Below are 15695 nucleotides of genomic sequence, written 5' to 3' on the forward strand. Positions count from 1 at the left end.
ACTCAACGTCAGCGACTCAAGCACGGTAACGAGGAGCCCATGTCCACGCATCATCCAGAGCATCAGGCCGAGACCGGCGAACACGAACTGGGCGACGTCCGGGTTCCCGCGGCTGTCACTCACGCAGAAACCGTGTTCAACGGAGCGATCTTCGACATCACCCGCGAAACGTTCACGATGCCCGGGGATGACGCGCCCATCACGCGCGAATTCATGACCCACCCGGGCGCAGTGGGAATCCTCGCCGTGGACGAACACGGCCGGATCCTGCTTCAGAAGCAACGCCGCCAGCCGGTCCGCGCCGAGCTGTGGGAAGTCCCAGCAGGGCTGCTCGACGTCCAAGGCGAACCAGCACTGGATGCCGCGCGCCGCGAACTCGCAGAAGAAGCCGATCTCCGCGCCGATACCTGGCATGTGCTTGCAGACCACTACATGTCGCCAGGATGCTCCTCTGAAGCGATGCGCATCTACCTTGCTCAAGACCTCCACGAGATCCCCGAAAACGAACGCCACGAACGCGCCGAAGAAGAAGCGTTCCTCGAACCACAATGGGTTCCGTTCGAAGACGCCGTCACAGCGGTATTGAGCGGCCGCATCGGTAACCCGACCACCGTCGTCGGGATCCTAGCGCTCGCCGCTCACAAGGCCCGCGGCAACCAAACCCTACGGCCAGCCGATGCGCCATGGCCAGCGCGCCCGCACCATGCGTGAGGCCGCGCCGACGCCGCTTGAAAAAAGCGCGGAGATCTACCTGCAACACCTCGTGGTTGAACGCGGGTTGTCAGCCAACACTGTCGCGGCATATCGGCGAGACATCCGCCGTTATACCGACTTCCTCGCGAGCCAAGGCATAACGCAAGCCAGCGATATCACCCCGCAGAACATCAGCGCGTTCCAGCAGTCCCTCCGCGACGGCTCGGACGGGAAGAAGCCGCTAGCTGCCCGATCCGCGGCGCGCACGATCGTCGCGGTGCGTGGAATGCACACCTTCTGGGCGCTCGAAGGCATCACCGCAGACAACCCCGCAGCCGACATCCACCCCAACGCCGTGCCCCAGCAATTGCCGAAAGCTCTGAGCGTTCAGGAGGTCGCGCGCCTCATCGACGCACCCGACACCTCAACCCCGGGCGGTCTGCGCGACCGCGCACTCATCGAATTCCTCTACGCAACCGGGGCGCGCGCATCGGAAGCGGTGGGCCTCGACGTCGACGATCTGAACCTCATCCTTGACAGCAACTCAAGCGCCGCCGACCTTGACGAGGACGGGAACAAACTTCCCTCTGTCGTGAGGGTTCGGGGTAAAGGGGACAAGGAACGCTACGTTCCGTTAGGTAGCTATGCGGTCGACGCGCTCAACGCATACCTTGTGCGTGGACGGCCCGCGCTCGCGGCAAAAGGCAAAGGCAGCCCAGCGCTGTTCCTCAACCAACGAGGGGGCAGGCTTTCGCGTCAGTCCGTTTTCAACAGCGTCACAGCGGCCGCGAGCAAAGCCAAGCTGACACAAGAAATCAGTCCGCACACCCTGCGTCACTCGTTTGCGACCCACCTCATCAGCGGCGGAGCGGACGTCCGCGTGGTCCAAGAATTGCTCGGCCATGCATCCGTGACCACGACCCAGGTCTATACGATGGTCACCGCGGAAACTCTGCGCGAAGTCTTCGCGACCTCGCACCCGCGGGCCCGCTGAGCCGAACGGCATAAATGCACTGAGCCGAACGGCATAAATGCGCTAAGCCGAACGGCTTAATCCTTAAATACCGAGAATCACAGACGCGATACCGAAGTAGATCAGCAAACCCGTCGCATCACAAAACGTTGAAATAAACGGGTTAGAAAACACGGCAGGGTCCGCGCCGACCTTCTTGGCGATGATCGGCATCATGCCGCCCACCACAGCCGCTTGAACACACACCGCGAGCAGCGTCAGTCCGATCACGGTCCCGAACGTGAAACCGTAAATGAACCCGGTGATGACAAACGCAAGCGATCCCAGAATCAATCCGAGAACAAATCCAACCCGCAGCTCCCGCCAAATCACCTTAGGTAAGTCGCGGATACGGACCTCACCGACCGCAAGGGCACGCGTCACAGTGGTAGCAGCCTGGTTACCGGTGTTACCGCCGGTTCCGGTGAGCAGCGGGATGAACAGCGCAAGGATCACGACCGACGAAAGTTTGTCTTCGAACAGATCCAGCACCTTGACCGTCAACGCCGCAGACAGCGCAAGCATCACAAGCCACACAACGCGCGACTGAACAATCCGCATGATCGAGGACGAGAGGTAAGACTTCTCGAGCGGCTCCGCACCACCCGAGCGAGCCGCGTCCTCCGCGTCCTCTTCGTTGATGATCTCGACCGCATCGTCATAGGTCAAAACACCAAGCAAACGGTGTTCAGCATCCACGATCGGCATCGCAAGCAATTTGCCGCCCAAGAACCGGCGCGCGGTCTCTTCACGAGGATCCGTAGCGTGCGCTGACTCGGCCTCACGCATGATTTCCCGGACGGTCAGGTCATCGTCCGAAGACAACAGACGGCGCAAACCCGTGACCCCCAAAAGGGTGCGGGAATCATCCAAAACAGGAAGCAGATAAATCGTTTCCGGCTCATCAATATGTGCTTTGACGTGATCGATGGCTCTGCGCACCGTCCACTCAGGATGCAGCCACAGCACCTCAGGCGACATGTAGCGGCCGATGGCGTCTTCGGGGTAACCGAGCACCGTTGTGGTCATGGTGCGTTGCTCGAGGTCGAGTCCAGACATCAGGCGGTCAGCAACTTTAGCCGGTAGCTCATCGAACAGGGACGCGCGGTCGTCAGGGTCGAGCTCGTTGAAGATCTCGAAGATTTCGCCGTGCCGCAGCTCAGCGATCAGCTCCGCCTGGGTTGCGGGGGAGAGGCTTTCGAAAACCGCGAGCGCCGTGTCTTTTTCCAGGACTCGGTACACGATCGCCGCCTGGTCGGTCGGCAGCGTCTTCATGAGGTACGCCATGTCGTGGCTGGGTACCTTGCGTGCGAGGTGGCCAAGCTTGACCAGCTCGGCTTCATTACGCGGGTGGTCGCGCAGCGAATCGATCAGCTGATCCATCGTCATGATGACTCCTCACCCCGGGCTGACAACGCGGCAATGGACTGCCGCCGTTTACACCCTACCCGTAAAGATATAACCAACGATGCGGGAGCCGGCTGGCGCGGTCATCAGGGCCTTATCAGGGCGAAAGTTTCGAGTTTCAGTTGAGGGTCAAGGCTCGCCGAGATAGAGGGCAAAACCAGCTTTAATCACGCAAAAACCACTAGCCTTAAAACAGAGCACGCAAGCACATCACGACAACGAAACTCAGCACGGAAGGGCGGTCTCACCCGTGAGCGATCCAAACTCCTTTGGCCGAGTACCTGCGCCAGGCGGAATGCAGGAACTCAACGCCCTCGGACGCCCTCTGAGTAAGCTCCCTGAGCCACCTGTGCTGACCGAACACGGCCCGGCCCGCATTATCGCGATGGTCAACCAGAAGGGCGGCGTCGGTAAGACGACGTCCTCGATTAACCTCGCGGCCTCACTTGCGGAACTCGGCCGACGCGTCCTCATCGTGGACTTCGACCCTCAGGGTGCCGCATCGGCAGGCTTCGGCGTCAACCCGCACGAACTCGACCTGACCGTCTACAACGTGCTCATGGAACGCCGCGTCGAGATCCGCGACGCGATCCTGCAGACCGACGTCCAGAACATCGACCTGCTGCCGGCCAACATCGACCTCTCCGCAGCGGAAGTTCAGCTCGTCAACGAAGTCGCCCGTGAACAGGTCCTCGCCTCGCAGCTGCGTAAGGTCTCCGATGACTACGACGTCATCATCATCGACTGCCAGCCGTCCCTCGGCCTGCTGACCGTCAACGCGCTCGCCGCAGCGCACGGCGTCATCATCCCGCTCACCGCGGAGTTCTTCGCGCTGCGTGCCGTGGCCCTGCTGATCGACACGATCGAGAAAGTTCAGGACCGTATCAACCCTGACCTGCAGATCGACGGCGTGCTCGCGACGATGTATGACCAGCGGACCCTCCACTCGCGTGAAGTGCTGGGCCGACTCGACGAAGCCTTCGGCGACAAGCTTTTCGAAACCGTGATCCGCCGCACCGTGAAGTTCCCGGACGCAACGGTCGCAATGGAACCGATCACCGAATTCGCTCCATCGCACGCCGGCGCACACGGCTACCGGCGCCTCGCTAAAGAGCTCATCGCGCGCGGCGGAGCTCCGTGACACAGCAACCCGGCGCCGGACACGAGAGCACAGCTCCCAAAGCCCCCGGCCCGGCCGCGAGCGCAAACTTCCAAGTAACGCTCGAAAACTTCAACGGTCCCTTCGAGGTGCTGGTTGAGATGCTGAGCCGGCGCGACCTCGACATCACCGAAGTTGCGCTCGCCGAAGTAACCGACGAATTCGTCGCGTATCTGCGCACGCTCGCCGATGAAATCGGCGCGACGGTCCTCGATGAAACCACCGAGTTCCTTGTGGTCGCCTCAACGCTGCTCGACATGAAAGCCGCGCGCCTCCTTCCGCAAGGCGAAGTGGAAGACGCCGAGGACATCGAACGCCTTGAAGCTCGCGACCTTCTGTTCGCGAGGCTGCTCCAGTACAAGGCCTACAAAGAAGCCGCGACTGTTTTGGAACACCTGCTGGAAGCGGGAAGCCGGTTTGTTCCGCGGCAGGTCAGGGCAGATGACCCCGATGTGCGCGAGCACCTTCCGGAACTCGAATGGACGCACACTCCGGAACAGTTCGCGGCCATCGCCGCGAAGGCCCTTGCACACGAACACACTGCTGAGCCCGATGAGGTCGGCACGGACCACATCCATGACGCCCCGGTTTCGGTTGCCGAACAGGCGCAACAGATCGCGGCACGGCTCCGCGCCGCTAAAGCGCTCACTTTTAGCGAGCTCACTGCCGACGCCGAAGCATCCCTCGTCGTGGTCGCCCGCTTCCTCGCTCTGCTCGAAATGTATCGAGACCGCGCAGTGGATCTTGAACAGGAATCCCCGCTTACTGAGATCATGGTCGAATGGATCGCTACAGGCTCCGGAGAGTTCCGGGTCGCTGAATACGACGGCGACGAGGAAGCCGCCTCACAAGGAGGAACAGCATGAGCCACGAGACGGCCAACATCGAAGAAACAGACGCAACTGATGCGGCGCAGTTCCGTGAAGGGCTTGAAGCCGTGCTGATGGTCGCCGACCGTCCGCTCACGGAAACGGAGCTCGCTGAGCTGCTGGAGGTCGATGCGGCGGGCATCAGCCGCGTGCTCCACGAGCTCGCGGCAGAGTATGATGGAAAGTCGCGCTCCACATACCAAGCCAACACAGACGACGGCAACAGAGACCAAGCCAACACCGACCAAGGCTTCAGCGTTCGTCGTGGATTCCAGCTCCGCAGAGTAGGTGGCGGTTGGCGTATCGGGGCGCGGCAGGAGCATCGTGAGCTTGTATCTCGCTTTGTTCTCGAGGGCCAAACGGCCAAGCTTTCAGCCGCCGCGATGGAAACCCTGGCGATCATTGCGTATCGGCAGCCGGTGTCCCGAGCCCGCATCGCAAGCATCCGTGGAGTGAACGCGGACGGCGTGGTGCGCACCCTGATGACGCGCGGTTTGATCGAACAGGTCGCGACCGATGAGGTCACTGGGGCGGGTCTCTTTGGGACCACGCCGGTACTTCTGGAAAGATTAGGCGTAGACAGCCTCGAAGAACTTCCAGACCTGTCGCCACTTTTGCCAGGTGTTGAAAACTTGGATGATGTACTGCCCTCGTTGTGATAATGACGGCGACGGCGGAATAGTCATTCGCTAATCGAAGGACGTTGAGACGTATGACTCGCCAGACTGGATCGAATTCGCGTGGGGGTTCGCGCCGCCGCGGGCACGGTAAACCGAAGGAACAGCCGAAGGGCTTCCAAGCGGGGCAGGTTCGCCGTGGTCGTGCCCCGAAGCAGGATGAAGTAGACCAGTACGCGGGCGGTCAGAAGCCTCAGCTTGGCGGCCAGAAGAGCAACGCACAGAAGCGTGGTGGCGCTAAAGGCGGCGCCCAGAAACACGGCGCCCAGCAGCGCGGTGGGCAGCAGCGTGGCCAGAAGCCGCGTGGTCCGCGTGCTTTCGCTGAGGATCGTTTCAATGATCTTGGTCCGGTGCGTCGTCGCCGCCGCGGCCCGTCGACTCCGGTGGATTCTGGCCCACGTAAGGAGCACAGCGATGGCGAGCGTTTGCAGAAGGTCATGGCTAACGCGGGTGTCGCGTCGCGCCGTGCGAGTGAGGAGATCATCCTCGCGGGTCGCGTTGAGGTCAACCACCAGATCGTGACTGAACTGGGTACGCGTGTGGATCCTGAGGTGGATGTGATCCACGTCGACGGCATCCGTCTGCAACTCGACACGGAGAAGACTTACCTGGTCTTCAATAAGCCAGCAGGTGTCGTCACCTCGATGAATGATCCCGAGGGCCGCAAGGACATTTCCGATTTCTTGCGCGAGGGGCAGGCAGAGCGTTTGTATCACGTGGGCCGTCTGGATTATGAGACGGAAGGGCTGCTGTTGTTGACCAACGATGGTGAGCTTGCGCACCGCTTGACCCACCCGTCGTTCGAGGTGTCTAAGACGTATCTGGTTCAAATCCGTGGCCCGCTGCCTGATGGTGTGGGTGCACAGATGCGTGAAGGCATTGAGCTTGAAGACGGATTGGCGAAGGTTGATTCGTTCCGTCTGGTTGATGGGTCCGGTAAGGACCTGTTGGCTGAAGTGGTCTTGCATGAGGGCCGTAACCGGATTGTGCGCCGCCTGTTTGATGCGGTCGGTTTCCCGGTGCGCCGCCTGGTTCGTACTCAGATTGGCCCGATCACGTTGGGGCAGCAGCGCCAGGGTTCGGTGCGTCGCCTGAGCAAGACTGAGGTGGGGCACCTGCTAGCGGAAGTGGGTTTGTAGGCCGTGGCTGAGGGGTACCTTCAGGGTCCTGTCCTGGTGATTGGGACGGGGCTTTTGGGCACGTCGGCGGCGCTGGGTTTGCGTGCTGTTGGCCTTGAGGTTGGTTTGCGGGATGCCTCGCCGACTGCGCAGCGTATCGCTGTGGATATGGGCGCTGGTTTTTTGGCGCCGCAGGGCACGGATTTTGCGCCTTCTTTGGTGATTGTCGCTACGCCGCCGGATGTGACGCCGGGGATCATTGCGCAGGCTTTGGTCGAGTTCTCTGAGGCGGTTGTGATCGATTTGGCCTCGGTCAAGGGCTCGATCATTGATGTGCTGAAGGCTGACGACGATGTGTCTGAGGCTGATCTGGCTCGTTACGTTGGGTGCCACCCGATGGCGGGGCGTGAGAAGTCTGGTCCGGCGGCTGCCCGGGGTGCGTTGTTTACGGCGTCGCCGTGGGTTGTTGTTCCGCATGAGGGCTCTACGTCGCATGCGGTGAAGACCGCGAAGTCGGTGGGTCTGGATTTGGGTGCGTCGATCACCGTGATGGACGCGGAAGCCCACGATGCGGCGGTTGCGTTGATTTCTCATTTCCCGCAGATCGCGTCTTCGCTTTTGGCGTCGAGGCTTTTGAACGCTCCCGCGTCGTCGTTGGCGTTGGCGGGGAATGGTTTGCGTGACACGACGCGGATCGCTGCGAGTGACCCGAAGTTGTGGATCCAGATTCTGGCGCATAATGCGCAGCAGTTGATCCCGATTTTGGAGGGTCTGCAGTCGGACCTGGATCGGCTGCTTGCGACGTTGCGTGACCCGTTTGCTTCTGGTGCTGCCTTGGATCTTGCGGAGTTGATGACGGAAGGGAATCAGGGGCAGGCACGGATTCCGGGTAAGCACGGCGCGCCCCCGCAGTCTTTCGCTACGGTTTCTGTGATTGTGAATGATGAGCCTGGTCAGGTGGCCCGTTTGTTGACTGACATGGGTGAGGCCGGCATCAATATGGAGGACCTGCGGATGGAGCATTCGTCGGGTTATGAGGTTGGTTTGGTTGAGATCCAGGTTCTGCCTGGGCGCCGCGATGAGCTTGTGTCTGTTTTGACGGGCTTGGATTGGAAGGTTGTGCAGTGAGCATGGATGCGCAGGATGCTTTTGGTTCTCTGATTGTTGCTATCGATGGCCCGGCGGGTTCGGGTAAGTCGTCGGTGTCTAAGGAAGTGGCCCGGACGTTGGGTTTGGGGTACTTGGATACTGGTGCGATGTATCGTGCGGTGACGTTCGCGGCGTTGGAGTCTGGCATTGATTTGTCGGATCAGGACGCTGTTGCTCAGGCCGTGATTGAGGCGGACATTCAGTTGTCTACTGATCCGGATGATCAGCGCGTTGTGGTCAATGGCCGCGACGTGATGAAGGAGATCCGTGAGCCGCGTATTTCTGAGCGGGTTTCTGATGTATCAACGAATCTGAAGGTTCGTGAGAACCTCGTGGAGCGGCAGCGGAACGCGATTGTTGATGCTGGTCGGATTGTTGCTGAGGGCCGCGATATTACGACGGTGGTGGCGCCTTTCGCTGATGCGCGTGTCTTGCTCACGGCGTCGGAAGAGGTGCGGATGAAGCGCCGTGGTTTGCAGTTGAATAACACGCAGTCTGCGCAAGCCTTGGCTCAGCAGGTGGGGGAGCGCGATAAGAAGGACTCCTCGGTCGTGAACTTCATGGAGGCCGCTGAGGGCGTGACGTTGGTTGATACGTCTGAGCTGAACTTTGAGCAGTCTGTTGAGGCTGTTTTGACGGTTGTCGAGTATGAGATCAGCAAGCAGGCCACCGCGATTGTCGAGGGCGATAATGAGGCCGATGAGCAGCGTGCTGAGGCGCTGTTGGCTGGCTTGCAGGATTATGAGCTCGATGACGAGGACGCCGCTCTTCTGGCCGGTGAGGGCTGGGAAGCCGATGAGCCTGGCGAGAACCCTCCTGTGGTCGCGATTGTGGGCCGCCCGAACGTGGGTAAGTCCACGTTGGTGAACCGTATTTTGGGCCGCCGTGAGGCGGTTGTTGAGGACCTTCCGGGCGTTACGCGTGACCGCGTGACGTATGACGCGGAGTGGAACCTCAAGCGTTTCCGCGTTGTGGATACGGGCGGTTGGGAAGCCGATGCGAAGGGCATGGATCGCCTGGTCGCTGAGCAGGCTGAGCGTGCCGTTGACGTCGCGGATGTTGTTGTTCTTGTGGTCGATGCGGTGGTTGGCGCTACCGCGGCCGATGAAGCGATCGTGAAGATGTTGCGCCGCAAGGGCCGCCCGGTCTTGTTGGTTGCGAACAAGGTCGATGGTCCGTCGCTTGAAGCTGATGCGATGGCTTTGTGGAACCTCGGCTTTGGCGAGCCGCATCCGGTGTCTTCGTTGCATGGCCGCGGTACCGCGGACGTGCTGGATGAGCTGATCAAGATGTTGCCGGAGGAGTCCGCTTTCGGTGAGGCTGACCCTGAGGGCGGTCCGCGCCGTGTGGCTCTGCTGGGCCGCCCGAACGTGGGTAAGTCCTCGCTTCTGAATAAGCTGGCGGGCCACGAGCGTGCAGTGGTTTCCGATGAGTCGGGAACCACGCGTGACCCGATCGACGAGTTCGTGGAACTCGACGGCCGCATCTGGAAGTTCGTTGATACGGCGGGTTTGCGCCGTAAGCAACACATGGCATCGGGTGCTGACTATTACGCATCCCTGCGCACGGCATCGGCCCTCGACAAAGCCGAGGCGGTCGTCGTGCTTTTGGCTGTAGACGAGGAACTGGCTGAGCAGGATCAGCGGATCCTGCAGCAAGTGATCGATGCGGGCCGCTGCTTGGTCTTGGCTTTCAATAAGTGGGACAAGCTCGAGGACGAGCGCCGCTACTACCTCGAGCGCGAGATTGAGCAGGACCTCAAACACGTGTCCTGGGCTCCGCGGGTCAACATTTCCGCGAAGACCGGCTGGCATAAAGACAAGCTCGCGCCGGCTTTGGATATCGCCCTGGAATCCTGGGATCGCCGCATCCCTACGGGCAAGCTCAACTCCTTCTTGGGTGAATTGGTCGCTGAGCATCCGCACCCGTTGCGCGGCGGTAAGCAGCCTCGTATTTTGTTCGCGACGCAAGCGAGCGCGCGCCCGCCGAAGTTCGTGTTGTTCACCACGGGCTTCCTGGATCCGGGATACCGGCGCTTTATTGAGCGCCGTTTGCGCGAGACGTTCGACTTCCGCGGAACCCCGATCGACATTCAGATGCGGGTGCGTGAGCGCCGCGGAAACAAGCGCAAAAAGTAACACACAGAAGTTTCAATACAGAACAAAATTTTCCAACGTTAGAATGGCGAACATGTCTAAGGTTCTTTCCAATCTGCCCGTCGGCGAACGCGTCGGCATTGCTTTTTCAGGTGGCCTCGATACGTCGGTGGCTGTCGCATGGATGCGTGAAAACGGTGCGATTCCGTGCACGTACACCGCGCACATCGGCCAGCCGGACGAGCCGGATATCGAAGGTGTTCCTGGCCGCGCTAAAGAATACGGCGCGGAGATCGCTCGTCTTGTTGATGTTCAGGACATGCTGGTCCAGGAAGGCATCGCCGCGCTTCAGACGGGTGCTTTCCACATTCGTTCGGGCGGTAAGACCTACTTCAACACCACGCCTATCGGCCGCGCGGTAACCGGCATGATGCTGGTGCGCGCCATGAAGGAAGATGGCGTCAACATTTGGGGCGACGGCTCGACCTACAAGGGCAACGACATCGAGCGTTTCTACCGCTACGGCCTCATGGCCAACCCGAACTTGAAGATTTACAAGCCGTGGCTTGATTCGAAGTTCGTTGACGAGCTCGGTGGCCGCCAGGAGATGTCCGAATGGCTCACCGAACGCGGCTTCCCGTACCGTGACTCCGCTGAGAAGGCGTACTCGACGGACGCGAACATTTGGGGTGCTACGCACGAAGCGAAGGACCTCGAGTTCCTCAACAACGGCGTGAACTTGGTTGAGCCGATCATGGGCGTGGCCCCGTGGGATGAATCGGTTGAGATCAAGACCGAGGACGTCACGGTGACCTTCTATGAGGGCATGCCGGTTGCGATCAACGGCGTCGAGTACGAAGACAAGGTTGAGCTCGTCAAGGAAGCTAACCGCATCGGTGGCCGCCACGGCCTGGGTATCTCTGACCAGATCGAGAACCGCATCATCGAGGCGAAGTCCCGCGGTATCTACGAGGCTCCGGGCATGGCGCTCCTGCACATCACGTATGAGCGCCTGGTCAACGCGATCCACAACGAAGACACGATCGCGACCTACCACAACGAAGGCCGCCGTTTGGGTCGCCTCATGTACGAGGGCCGCTGGCTGGATCCGCAGGCACTCATGCAGCGCGAGGCTCTGATCCGTTGGGTTGCTTCCGCTGTGACGGGTTCGGTGACGTTGCGTCTGCGCCGCGGTGACGACTACTCGATCATGAACACCGAAGGCCCGAACTTGTCGTACCACCCTGAGAAGCTTTCGATGGAGCGCGTGGGTAACGCTGCATTCGGTCCGGATGAGCGCATCGGCCAGCTCACGATGCGCAACCTGGACATCGCTGACTCGCGTTCCCGCCTCGAGCAGTACGCCGAGCAGGGCATCGTGGGTGGCGTGACCGCCAAGCTCGTAGGCGAGCTTGAAGAGGGTGGCGCTGAAGCGATCGTGGCCGGTTCCGAACAGGCTGACGAGGACCTCGATGAGGCATCCAACCGTGCCGCATTCGACATGGGCACCGACTAATCAACGACGCGCCTAATCAACGCATAGAAACCAGCACATAGCGACGGGGGCTGCGGTTCAATCTGAACCGCAGCCCCCAACATCATCTGTATCTTTTATTCCTTGCCAGCTTCCTGGCGTGGGTCGTACTCGCCGGGCTTGAGGCCGGAGACGTCGACCTCGTCGAGCGGAATGAGCCGGCCCTGCTTAGTGACGAGGGCGTGGATGCCCCAGACTGCGAGGAAGATTGGCAACCCGATGTAGGAGGAGAGCACAGCGCCGAGGTTGCCGTTCTGGATGGCTTCGAAGTTCTGGCCGATGATGACCACGAAGATGACGCTCAACCCGATGATCGGACCGAACGGGTAGAGCGGCGCCTTATACGGCAGTTCGGACAAGTCGTGGCCTTGCTTGATGAACGCTCTGCGGAAGCGCAGGTGGCTCCACGAGATGCCTGCCCACACGGTGAAACCACACAGCGCGGAGATGTTGAGTAGCCACGTATATGCCTGGCCTTCGCCCATGAGGTGGGTTGTGAACGCGAACCCGCCGATTGCAGCGGTGGTCAGTAGCGCAGGGACCGGGACGCGGCGCTTGGAGAGCCACGTGAAGATTTTCGGAGCACGGCCAGATTCCGCGAGTGCGTACAGCATGCGGGTAGAGGAGTAGAGGCCCGAGTTACCTGCCGAGAGGATCGCGGTCAGGATCACGGCGTTCATGACACCGGCAGCGAGCGCGATGCCGGCGCGGTCGAACACGAGGGTGAACGGGGAAGCCGTGATGTCTTCGTTGTTCGCGGCCGCGAGCAGGTTCGGGTCGGTGTAGGGGAGCAGGAAGCCGATCACGGCGATCGCTGCGATGTAGAAGATCATGATGCGCCAGAACACGCCGCGGATGGCGCGCGGCATATCGCGGCGTGGGTTTTCGGATTCGCCGGCGGCGACACCCACGAGTTCGGTGCCCTGGAACGAGAAACCCGCGACCATGAACACGGCGATGGTCGACCACGGTCCGCCCACGAACGGTGCTTCGCCTGTGGTCCAGTTATGGAAGCCAGGGGATGGGCCGCCGATCACACCGATGATCATGAGCACGCCGAGCACGAGGAACACGATGACGGTCGCGACTTTGATGAGCGCGAACCAGAATTCGGATTCGCCGAAGGCACGTGCTGAGAGCGCGTTGATGGTGGTCAGCAGTGCTAGGAAGACTGCGGCCCAGATCCAGCCGGGAACATCAGGGAACCAGAACCGCATCACAAGCCCTGCTGCTACGAGTTCTGCCGCGAGTGTGATGGCCCAGTTGAACCAGTAGTTCCAGCCGGTTGCGAACCCGAATGAGGGGGACACGTAGCGGGACGCGTACACCTCGAAGGAGCCGGCTACGGGCAGGTGGGTGGACATCTCGCCGAGTGACTGCATGACCATGAGCACGACGAAGCCGATGAGTGCATAGGCTAGGAGCGCGCCGCCGGGGCCGGCTTGGGAGATGGTTGCGCCGGATGCGAGGAACAGCCCGGTGCCGATCGCGCCGCCGATGGCGATCATGCGCATGTGGCGGGCGTGCAGGCTCCGGTTGAGGTTGTCGGCAGCATCGTTGTGTGCGTGCTCGGTTTTGCTCATGTTCAACCTTTGGATCGTGTTTGGTTTGAGTGAGTGCCTCACTTTATGTCCGTTGAGACTACTCCTTTCTGCAGAGATGTGGGGGATGAAGTCACGAAGTGACACAGGTTTTGAGGCGGTCACGATATAGGATTCTCAGTAAGTTCATAGATATGATTCAGGTGATACATATATCGGTTGCTATGCAGGAGTCTGTCTCCGCAAGTGAAGGGTCAGAGGCTGGACAGCATGGGTGAGGAGTGGGGCATGGCGGACACAGCGATGTCGGGTAAGTGGTTTGCGAAGGCTTCTGTCGCTGCGGTTCTGGCTGCAACGTTGGGACTAACAGGTTGTGGTAGTTCCTCGGAATCGGCGAAGGAAACTAAGCCGGCCGAGTCTTCCAAGCAGTCAGGTGGCACGGATTCGGTTGCGCCGTCGGAATCGCCCAGTTCATCGGATTCAGCTGCGCCGTCGGAATCGGTTGCGCCGTCTGAGGCCAGCGCGGCAGCCAAACCTAGCGCGAACTCCAGTAAGTCGGAGAAGAGCGCAAGTACGCCGAAACCGAAGATCAACCGCAAGAAATTTGGCGCGAACACGGTGGTCATGGAAGGCACCGTGCGGATCATGTCCAACCGAGAACTTATTGACGGCCCGATGAAGAAGGATCTCAATGGGTGGGTGCCGGTTGAGGCCGATCAAATGACGGACCGCTATCCGATCCTGGTTCTCGACAAACCAACCAAGCTGACGGGGTATCAAGCTGACCCTGAGCCACGCACTGAGACTGTGAAGTATGTTTCGCTGGGGCATTCAAGCCCTGAATGGGCCAACCTGAATGTGTGGCAGCGGTATGACGGCAAGCGCGTCGTTGTCGTAGCTAATCAGGATGATTTTGGGTGGCCTTCCGATGTTTCGATGCCGCTCGGCTGGCTGCGGTTCGCTGGGCACGAAACTGCGGATATCGTCGTTCGCTGATCCCACGCTCTGCTGTGCCTACTGTTCGACGTAGGTGCACAGGGCTCGGCCGGGCTTGACGTTGTCCTGTTGTTCTGCGACGACTTTGCCGTTGATGAGGATCGTGCATTTCGCGGCGAGGTGCGCGCCTTGTGGGACATCGAAGCTCACTCGCACGTCGGAGAGGTCGTTGCTTTCACGCTTCACAACAAGCGGTTCGCTGGTTGCGGTGTCGAGTTTCCCGTGTTCGCCGCCGATTGCTGGGCCGAGCTTCCAGTCCATCGAGGTGAGATCAGCCGGATTGGTTGTGCTGGTTTGAGGTTGGGTTCCGGTCTCCACGGCGACGCCGCGGAACTCCACCTCGACCGTTTCGGCGCCGCAACCGGCGAGCCCCACTCCGATCAACGCTGTCGCGAGGCCTGCGCCGAACAACCTAGGTAGGCGACGTGCAGGTTTTGAAGCGTGACGGGTGAACATACGGGCCTTTCCTTCTTCCGCGATCCGCGGTTGGTCCGCGCACGAACCGCGGTTGATGCGCGATGGTGATCGTGCCTATTCTCTCATCTGCTGATCAGCCGCGCGGGAGCGCCACTAATTGGTCGCTTAAACCGGGCATAGTGTACGGTTGATCGGAGTCTGTCTACTCATTTTGGGCAGAGCCGTCCAGTCATGGGCAGGTATCGGGCTATGGCGCAGCTTGGTAGCGCGCTTGTCTGGGGGACAAGAGGTCGTCGGTTCAAATCCGGCTAGCCCGACCACGATAAATACCACTGGCGGGGTTGCAACAGTTGTTGTTGCAACCCCGCCAGTGTTTTGTCTGGCTATGCTAACTAGAACTGGTAGTCGGTTACGTCAGTTGGTAGGAACAGAACGCCGACGACCGTGCCGTCGCGGCTGATCGCGATGCGGGAGGTGAGTTCACCGGCTTCGTGACGCAGTGTCGAGGCGACCACGGCGGTGCCGATGTTTTTGGCAGTGAGTGTGTCAACCGCGTCGGTCTCTGGGTTGCCCTTGATAGGCACGACGGTCTGCTCGGTGATCTCTTGTAGCTCGCCGAGGTCGGTGAGGATCTCCGTCCACACTTGAGAGATGACGCTCCAGGGGAGGTCGTCGCGGACTCCTGGGTCGAGCATGGTGATGGTTTCGTTTTCTTCGCCGCGTGCGATGTGGCGGATGAGTTGGTCTGAAATGTCAGGGAGGTGCGTGGTTGGTTTCGGGGCCATGGTTTCTCCTGTGAATGGATTGCGTACGGTGCCGAACCGTTTGAAAGCGGCTTGCCGTGAGACGTTGAGTGCTTTCCCGATGTCTGCCCATGAGTGTCCCGCGCTGCGGGCTTGGGTTACGGCATCTTCTAGCTGGTGTTCGGCGAGGCTGACTGCCTGCGTGCAGTGGTGGATGTGCGTCAATGGATCCATGCACGTAAGTCAACCTTAGGTTGACGCCTATGTCAACCAAGGGTTGACGA

General features: G+C 60.4%; 14 protein-coding genes and 1 tRNA gene. 11 read left to right on the top strand and 4 right to left on the bottom strand.

The annotated features are described in order from the left end of the window. Nucleotides 1-39: 39 nt before the first annotated feature. Nucleotides 40-711: an NUDIX domain-containing protein gene (locus JOD50_RS07550; protein ID WP_204881033.1), complete on the top strand. Its 672-nt coding sequence runs from the start codon at nt 40-42 to the stop codon at nt 709-711. After that, nucleotides 677-1687: a site-specific tyrosine recombinase XerD gene (xerD, locus tag JOD50_RS07555; protein ID WP_204881034.1), complete on the top strand. Its 1011-nt coding sequence runs from the start codon at nt 677-679 to the stop codon at nt 1685-1687. The genes JOD50_RS07550 and xerD overlap by 35 nt, the downstream gene beginning before the upstream one ends. 63 nt (nt 1688-1750) lie before the next feature. On the opposite strand, the gene mgtE is transcribed toward xerD, so the two are convergent. After that, nucleotides 1751-3094, bottom strand: coding sequence for a magnesium transporter (gene mgtE / locus JOD50_RS07560; RefSeq protein ID WP_204881035.1), 1344 nt, complete (start codon nt 3092-3094; stop codon nt 1751-1753). A gap of 313 nt (nt 3095-3407) precedes the next feature. Between mgtE and JOD50_RS07565 the strand changes: the two genes are divergently transcribed. Genes JOD50_RS07565 through argG form a run of 7 tightly spaced genes read left to right on the top strand, consistent with a single transcriptional unit; the run spans nt 3408 to nt 11696 of the window. Then, nucleotides 3408-4253 (top strand): ParA family protein, encoded by an 846-nt coding sequence (locus JOD50_RS07565; protein ID WP_101629979.1) that lies wholly within the window; start codon nt 3408-3410, stop codon nt 4251-4253. Next, on the top strand, nt 4250-5137 hold the full coding sequence (locus JOD50_RS07570) for a segregation and condensation protein A (protein WP_338052068.1): 888 nt from the start codon (nt 4250-4252) through the stop codon (nt 5135-5137). Before JOD50_RS07565 ends, JOD50_RS07570 begins: the two co-directional genes overlap by 4 nt. Next, on the top strand, nt 5134-5799 hold the full coding sequence (scpB, locus tag JOD50_RS07575) for an SMC-Scp complex subunit ScpB (protein WP_204881036.1): 666 nt from the start codon (nt 5134-5136) through the stop codon (nt 5797-5799). Before JOD50_RS07570 ends, scpB begins: the two co-directional genes overlap by 4 nt. Nucleotides 5800-5852: 53 nt before the next feature. Beyond that, nucleotides 5853-6956 carry a pseudouridine synthase gene (locus JOD50_RS07580; protein WP_204881037.1) on the top strand — a complete coding sequence of 368 codons (1104 nt, stop codon included), beginning with the start codon at nt 5853-5855 and terminating at the stop codon, nt 6954-6956. 3 nt (nt 6957-6959) lie between these two features. Beyond that, nucleotides 6960-8063, top strand: coding sequence for a prephenate dehydrogenase (locus tag JOD50_RS07585; RefSeq protein ID WP_204881038.1), 1104 nt, complete (start codon nt 6960-6962; stop codon nt 8061-8063). 2 nt (nt 8064-8065) lie between these two features. Next, nucleotides 8066-10222 (top strand): bifunctional cytidylate kinase/GTPase Der, encoded by a 2157-nt coding sequence (gene der, locus JOD50_RS07590; RefSeq protein ID WP_204881603.1) that lies wholly within the window; start codon nt 8066-8068, stop codon nt 10220-10222. 52 nt (nt 10223-10274) lie between these two features. Further along, nucleotides 10275-11696, top strand: coding sequence for an argininosuccinate synthase (argG, locus tag JOD50_RS07595; protein WP_101630138.1), 1422 nt, complete (start codon nt 10275-10277; stop codon nt 11694-11696). A gap of 95 nt (nt 11697-11791) precedes the next feature. Here argG and JOD50_RS07600 read toward each other — a convergent pair whose 3' ends face one another. Further along, nucleotides 11792-13297, bottom strand: coding sequence for an amino acid permease (locus JOD50_RS07600; protein WP_204881039.1), 1506 nt, complete (start codon nt 13295-13297; stop codon nt 11792-11794). A gap of 204 nt (nt 13298-13501) precedes the next feature. On the opposite strand from JOD50_RS07600, the gene JOD50_RS07605 reads away from it, so the two are divergent. After that, entirely contained in the window at nt 13502-14251 is a 750-nt protein-coding gene (locus JOD50_RS07605; protein ID WP_204881040.1) for a hypothetical protein, read from the top strand. A gap of 18 nt (nt 14252-14269) precedes the next feature. Here the strand turns inward: JOD50_RS07605 and JOD50_RS07610 are convergent, their stop codons facing one another. Then, nucleotides 14270-14707 (bottom strand): hypothetical protein, encoded by a 438-nt coding sequence (locus JOD50_RS07610; protein ID WP_101629987.1) that lies wholly within the window; start codon nt 14705-14707, stop codon nt 14270-14272. Between the two features lie 204 nt (nt 14708-14911). Here JOD50_RS07610 and JOD50_RS07615 point away from each other — a divergent pair. Further along, a tRNA-Pro gene (locus JOD50_RS07615) sits at nt 14912-14988 on the top strand. A 72-nt stretch (nt 14989-15060) separates the two neighbouring features. Here JOD50_RS07615 and JOD50_RS07620 read toward each other — a convergent pair. Continuing rightward, nucleotides 15061-15645 carry a hypothetical protein gene (locus tag JOD50_RS07620; RefSeq protein WP_204881041.1) on the bottom strand — a complete coding sequence of 195 codons (585 nt, stop codon included), beginning with the start codon at nt 15643-15645 and terminating at the stop codon, nt 15061-15063. Between the last annotated feature and the right edge of the window lie 50 nt (nt 15646-15695).

This window comes from Pseudoglutamicibacter cumminsii (genome assembly GCF_016907775.1).
In the GTDB taxonomy this organism is placed as follows: domain Bacteria; phylum Actinomycetota; class Actinomycetes; order Actinomycetales; family Micrococcaceae; genus Pseudoglutamicibacter; species Pseudoglutamicibacter cumminsii.

Bases quoted from the DNA above. Each gene is read 5' to 3' on its own strand.
- der (WP_204881603.1), top strand. From the start codon at position 8,066: ATGGATGCGCAGGATGCTTTTGGTTCTCTGATTGTTGCTATCGATGGC.
- JOD50_RS07610 (WP_101629987.1), bottom strand. From the start codon at position 14,707: ATGTTCACCCGTCACGCTTCAAAACCTGCACGTCGCCTACCTAGGTTG.
- mgtE (WP_204881035.1), bottom strand. From the start codon at position 3,094: ATGACGATGGATCAGCTGATCGATTCGCTGCGCGACCACCCGCGTAAT.
- JOD50_RS07600 (WP_204881039.1), bottom strand. From the start codon at position 13,297: ATGAGCAAAACCGAGCACGCACACAACGATGCTGCCGACAACCTCAAC.
- xerD (WP_204881034.1), top strand. From the start codon at position 677: ATGCGCCATGGCCAGCGCGCCCGCACCATGCGTGAGGCCGCGCCGACG.
- scpB (WP_204881036.1), top strand. From the start codon at position 5,134: ATGAGCCACGAGACGGCCAACATCGAAGAAACAGACGCAACTGATGCG.
- JOD50_RS07565 (WP_101629979.1), top strand. From the start codon at position 3,408: ATGCAGGAACTCAACGCCCTCGGACGCCCTCTGAGTAAGCTCCCTGAG.
- argG (WP_101630138.1), top strand. From the start codon at position 10,275: ATGTCTAAGGTTCTTTCCAATCTGCCCGTCGGCGAACGCGTCGGCATT.
- JOD50_RS07580 (WP_204881037.1), top strand. From the start codon at position 5,853: ATGACTCGCCAGACTGGATCGAATTCGCGTGGGGGTTCGCGCCGCCGC.
- JOD50_RS07550 (WP_204881033.1), top strand. From the start codon at position 40: ATGTCCACGCATCATCCAGAGCATCAGGCCGAGACCGGCGAACACGAA.
- JOD50_RS07620 (WP_204881041.1), bottom strand. From the start codon at position 15,645: ATGGATCCATTGACGCACATCCACCACTGCACGCAGGCAGTCAGCCTC.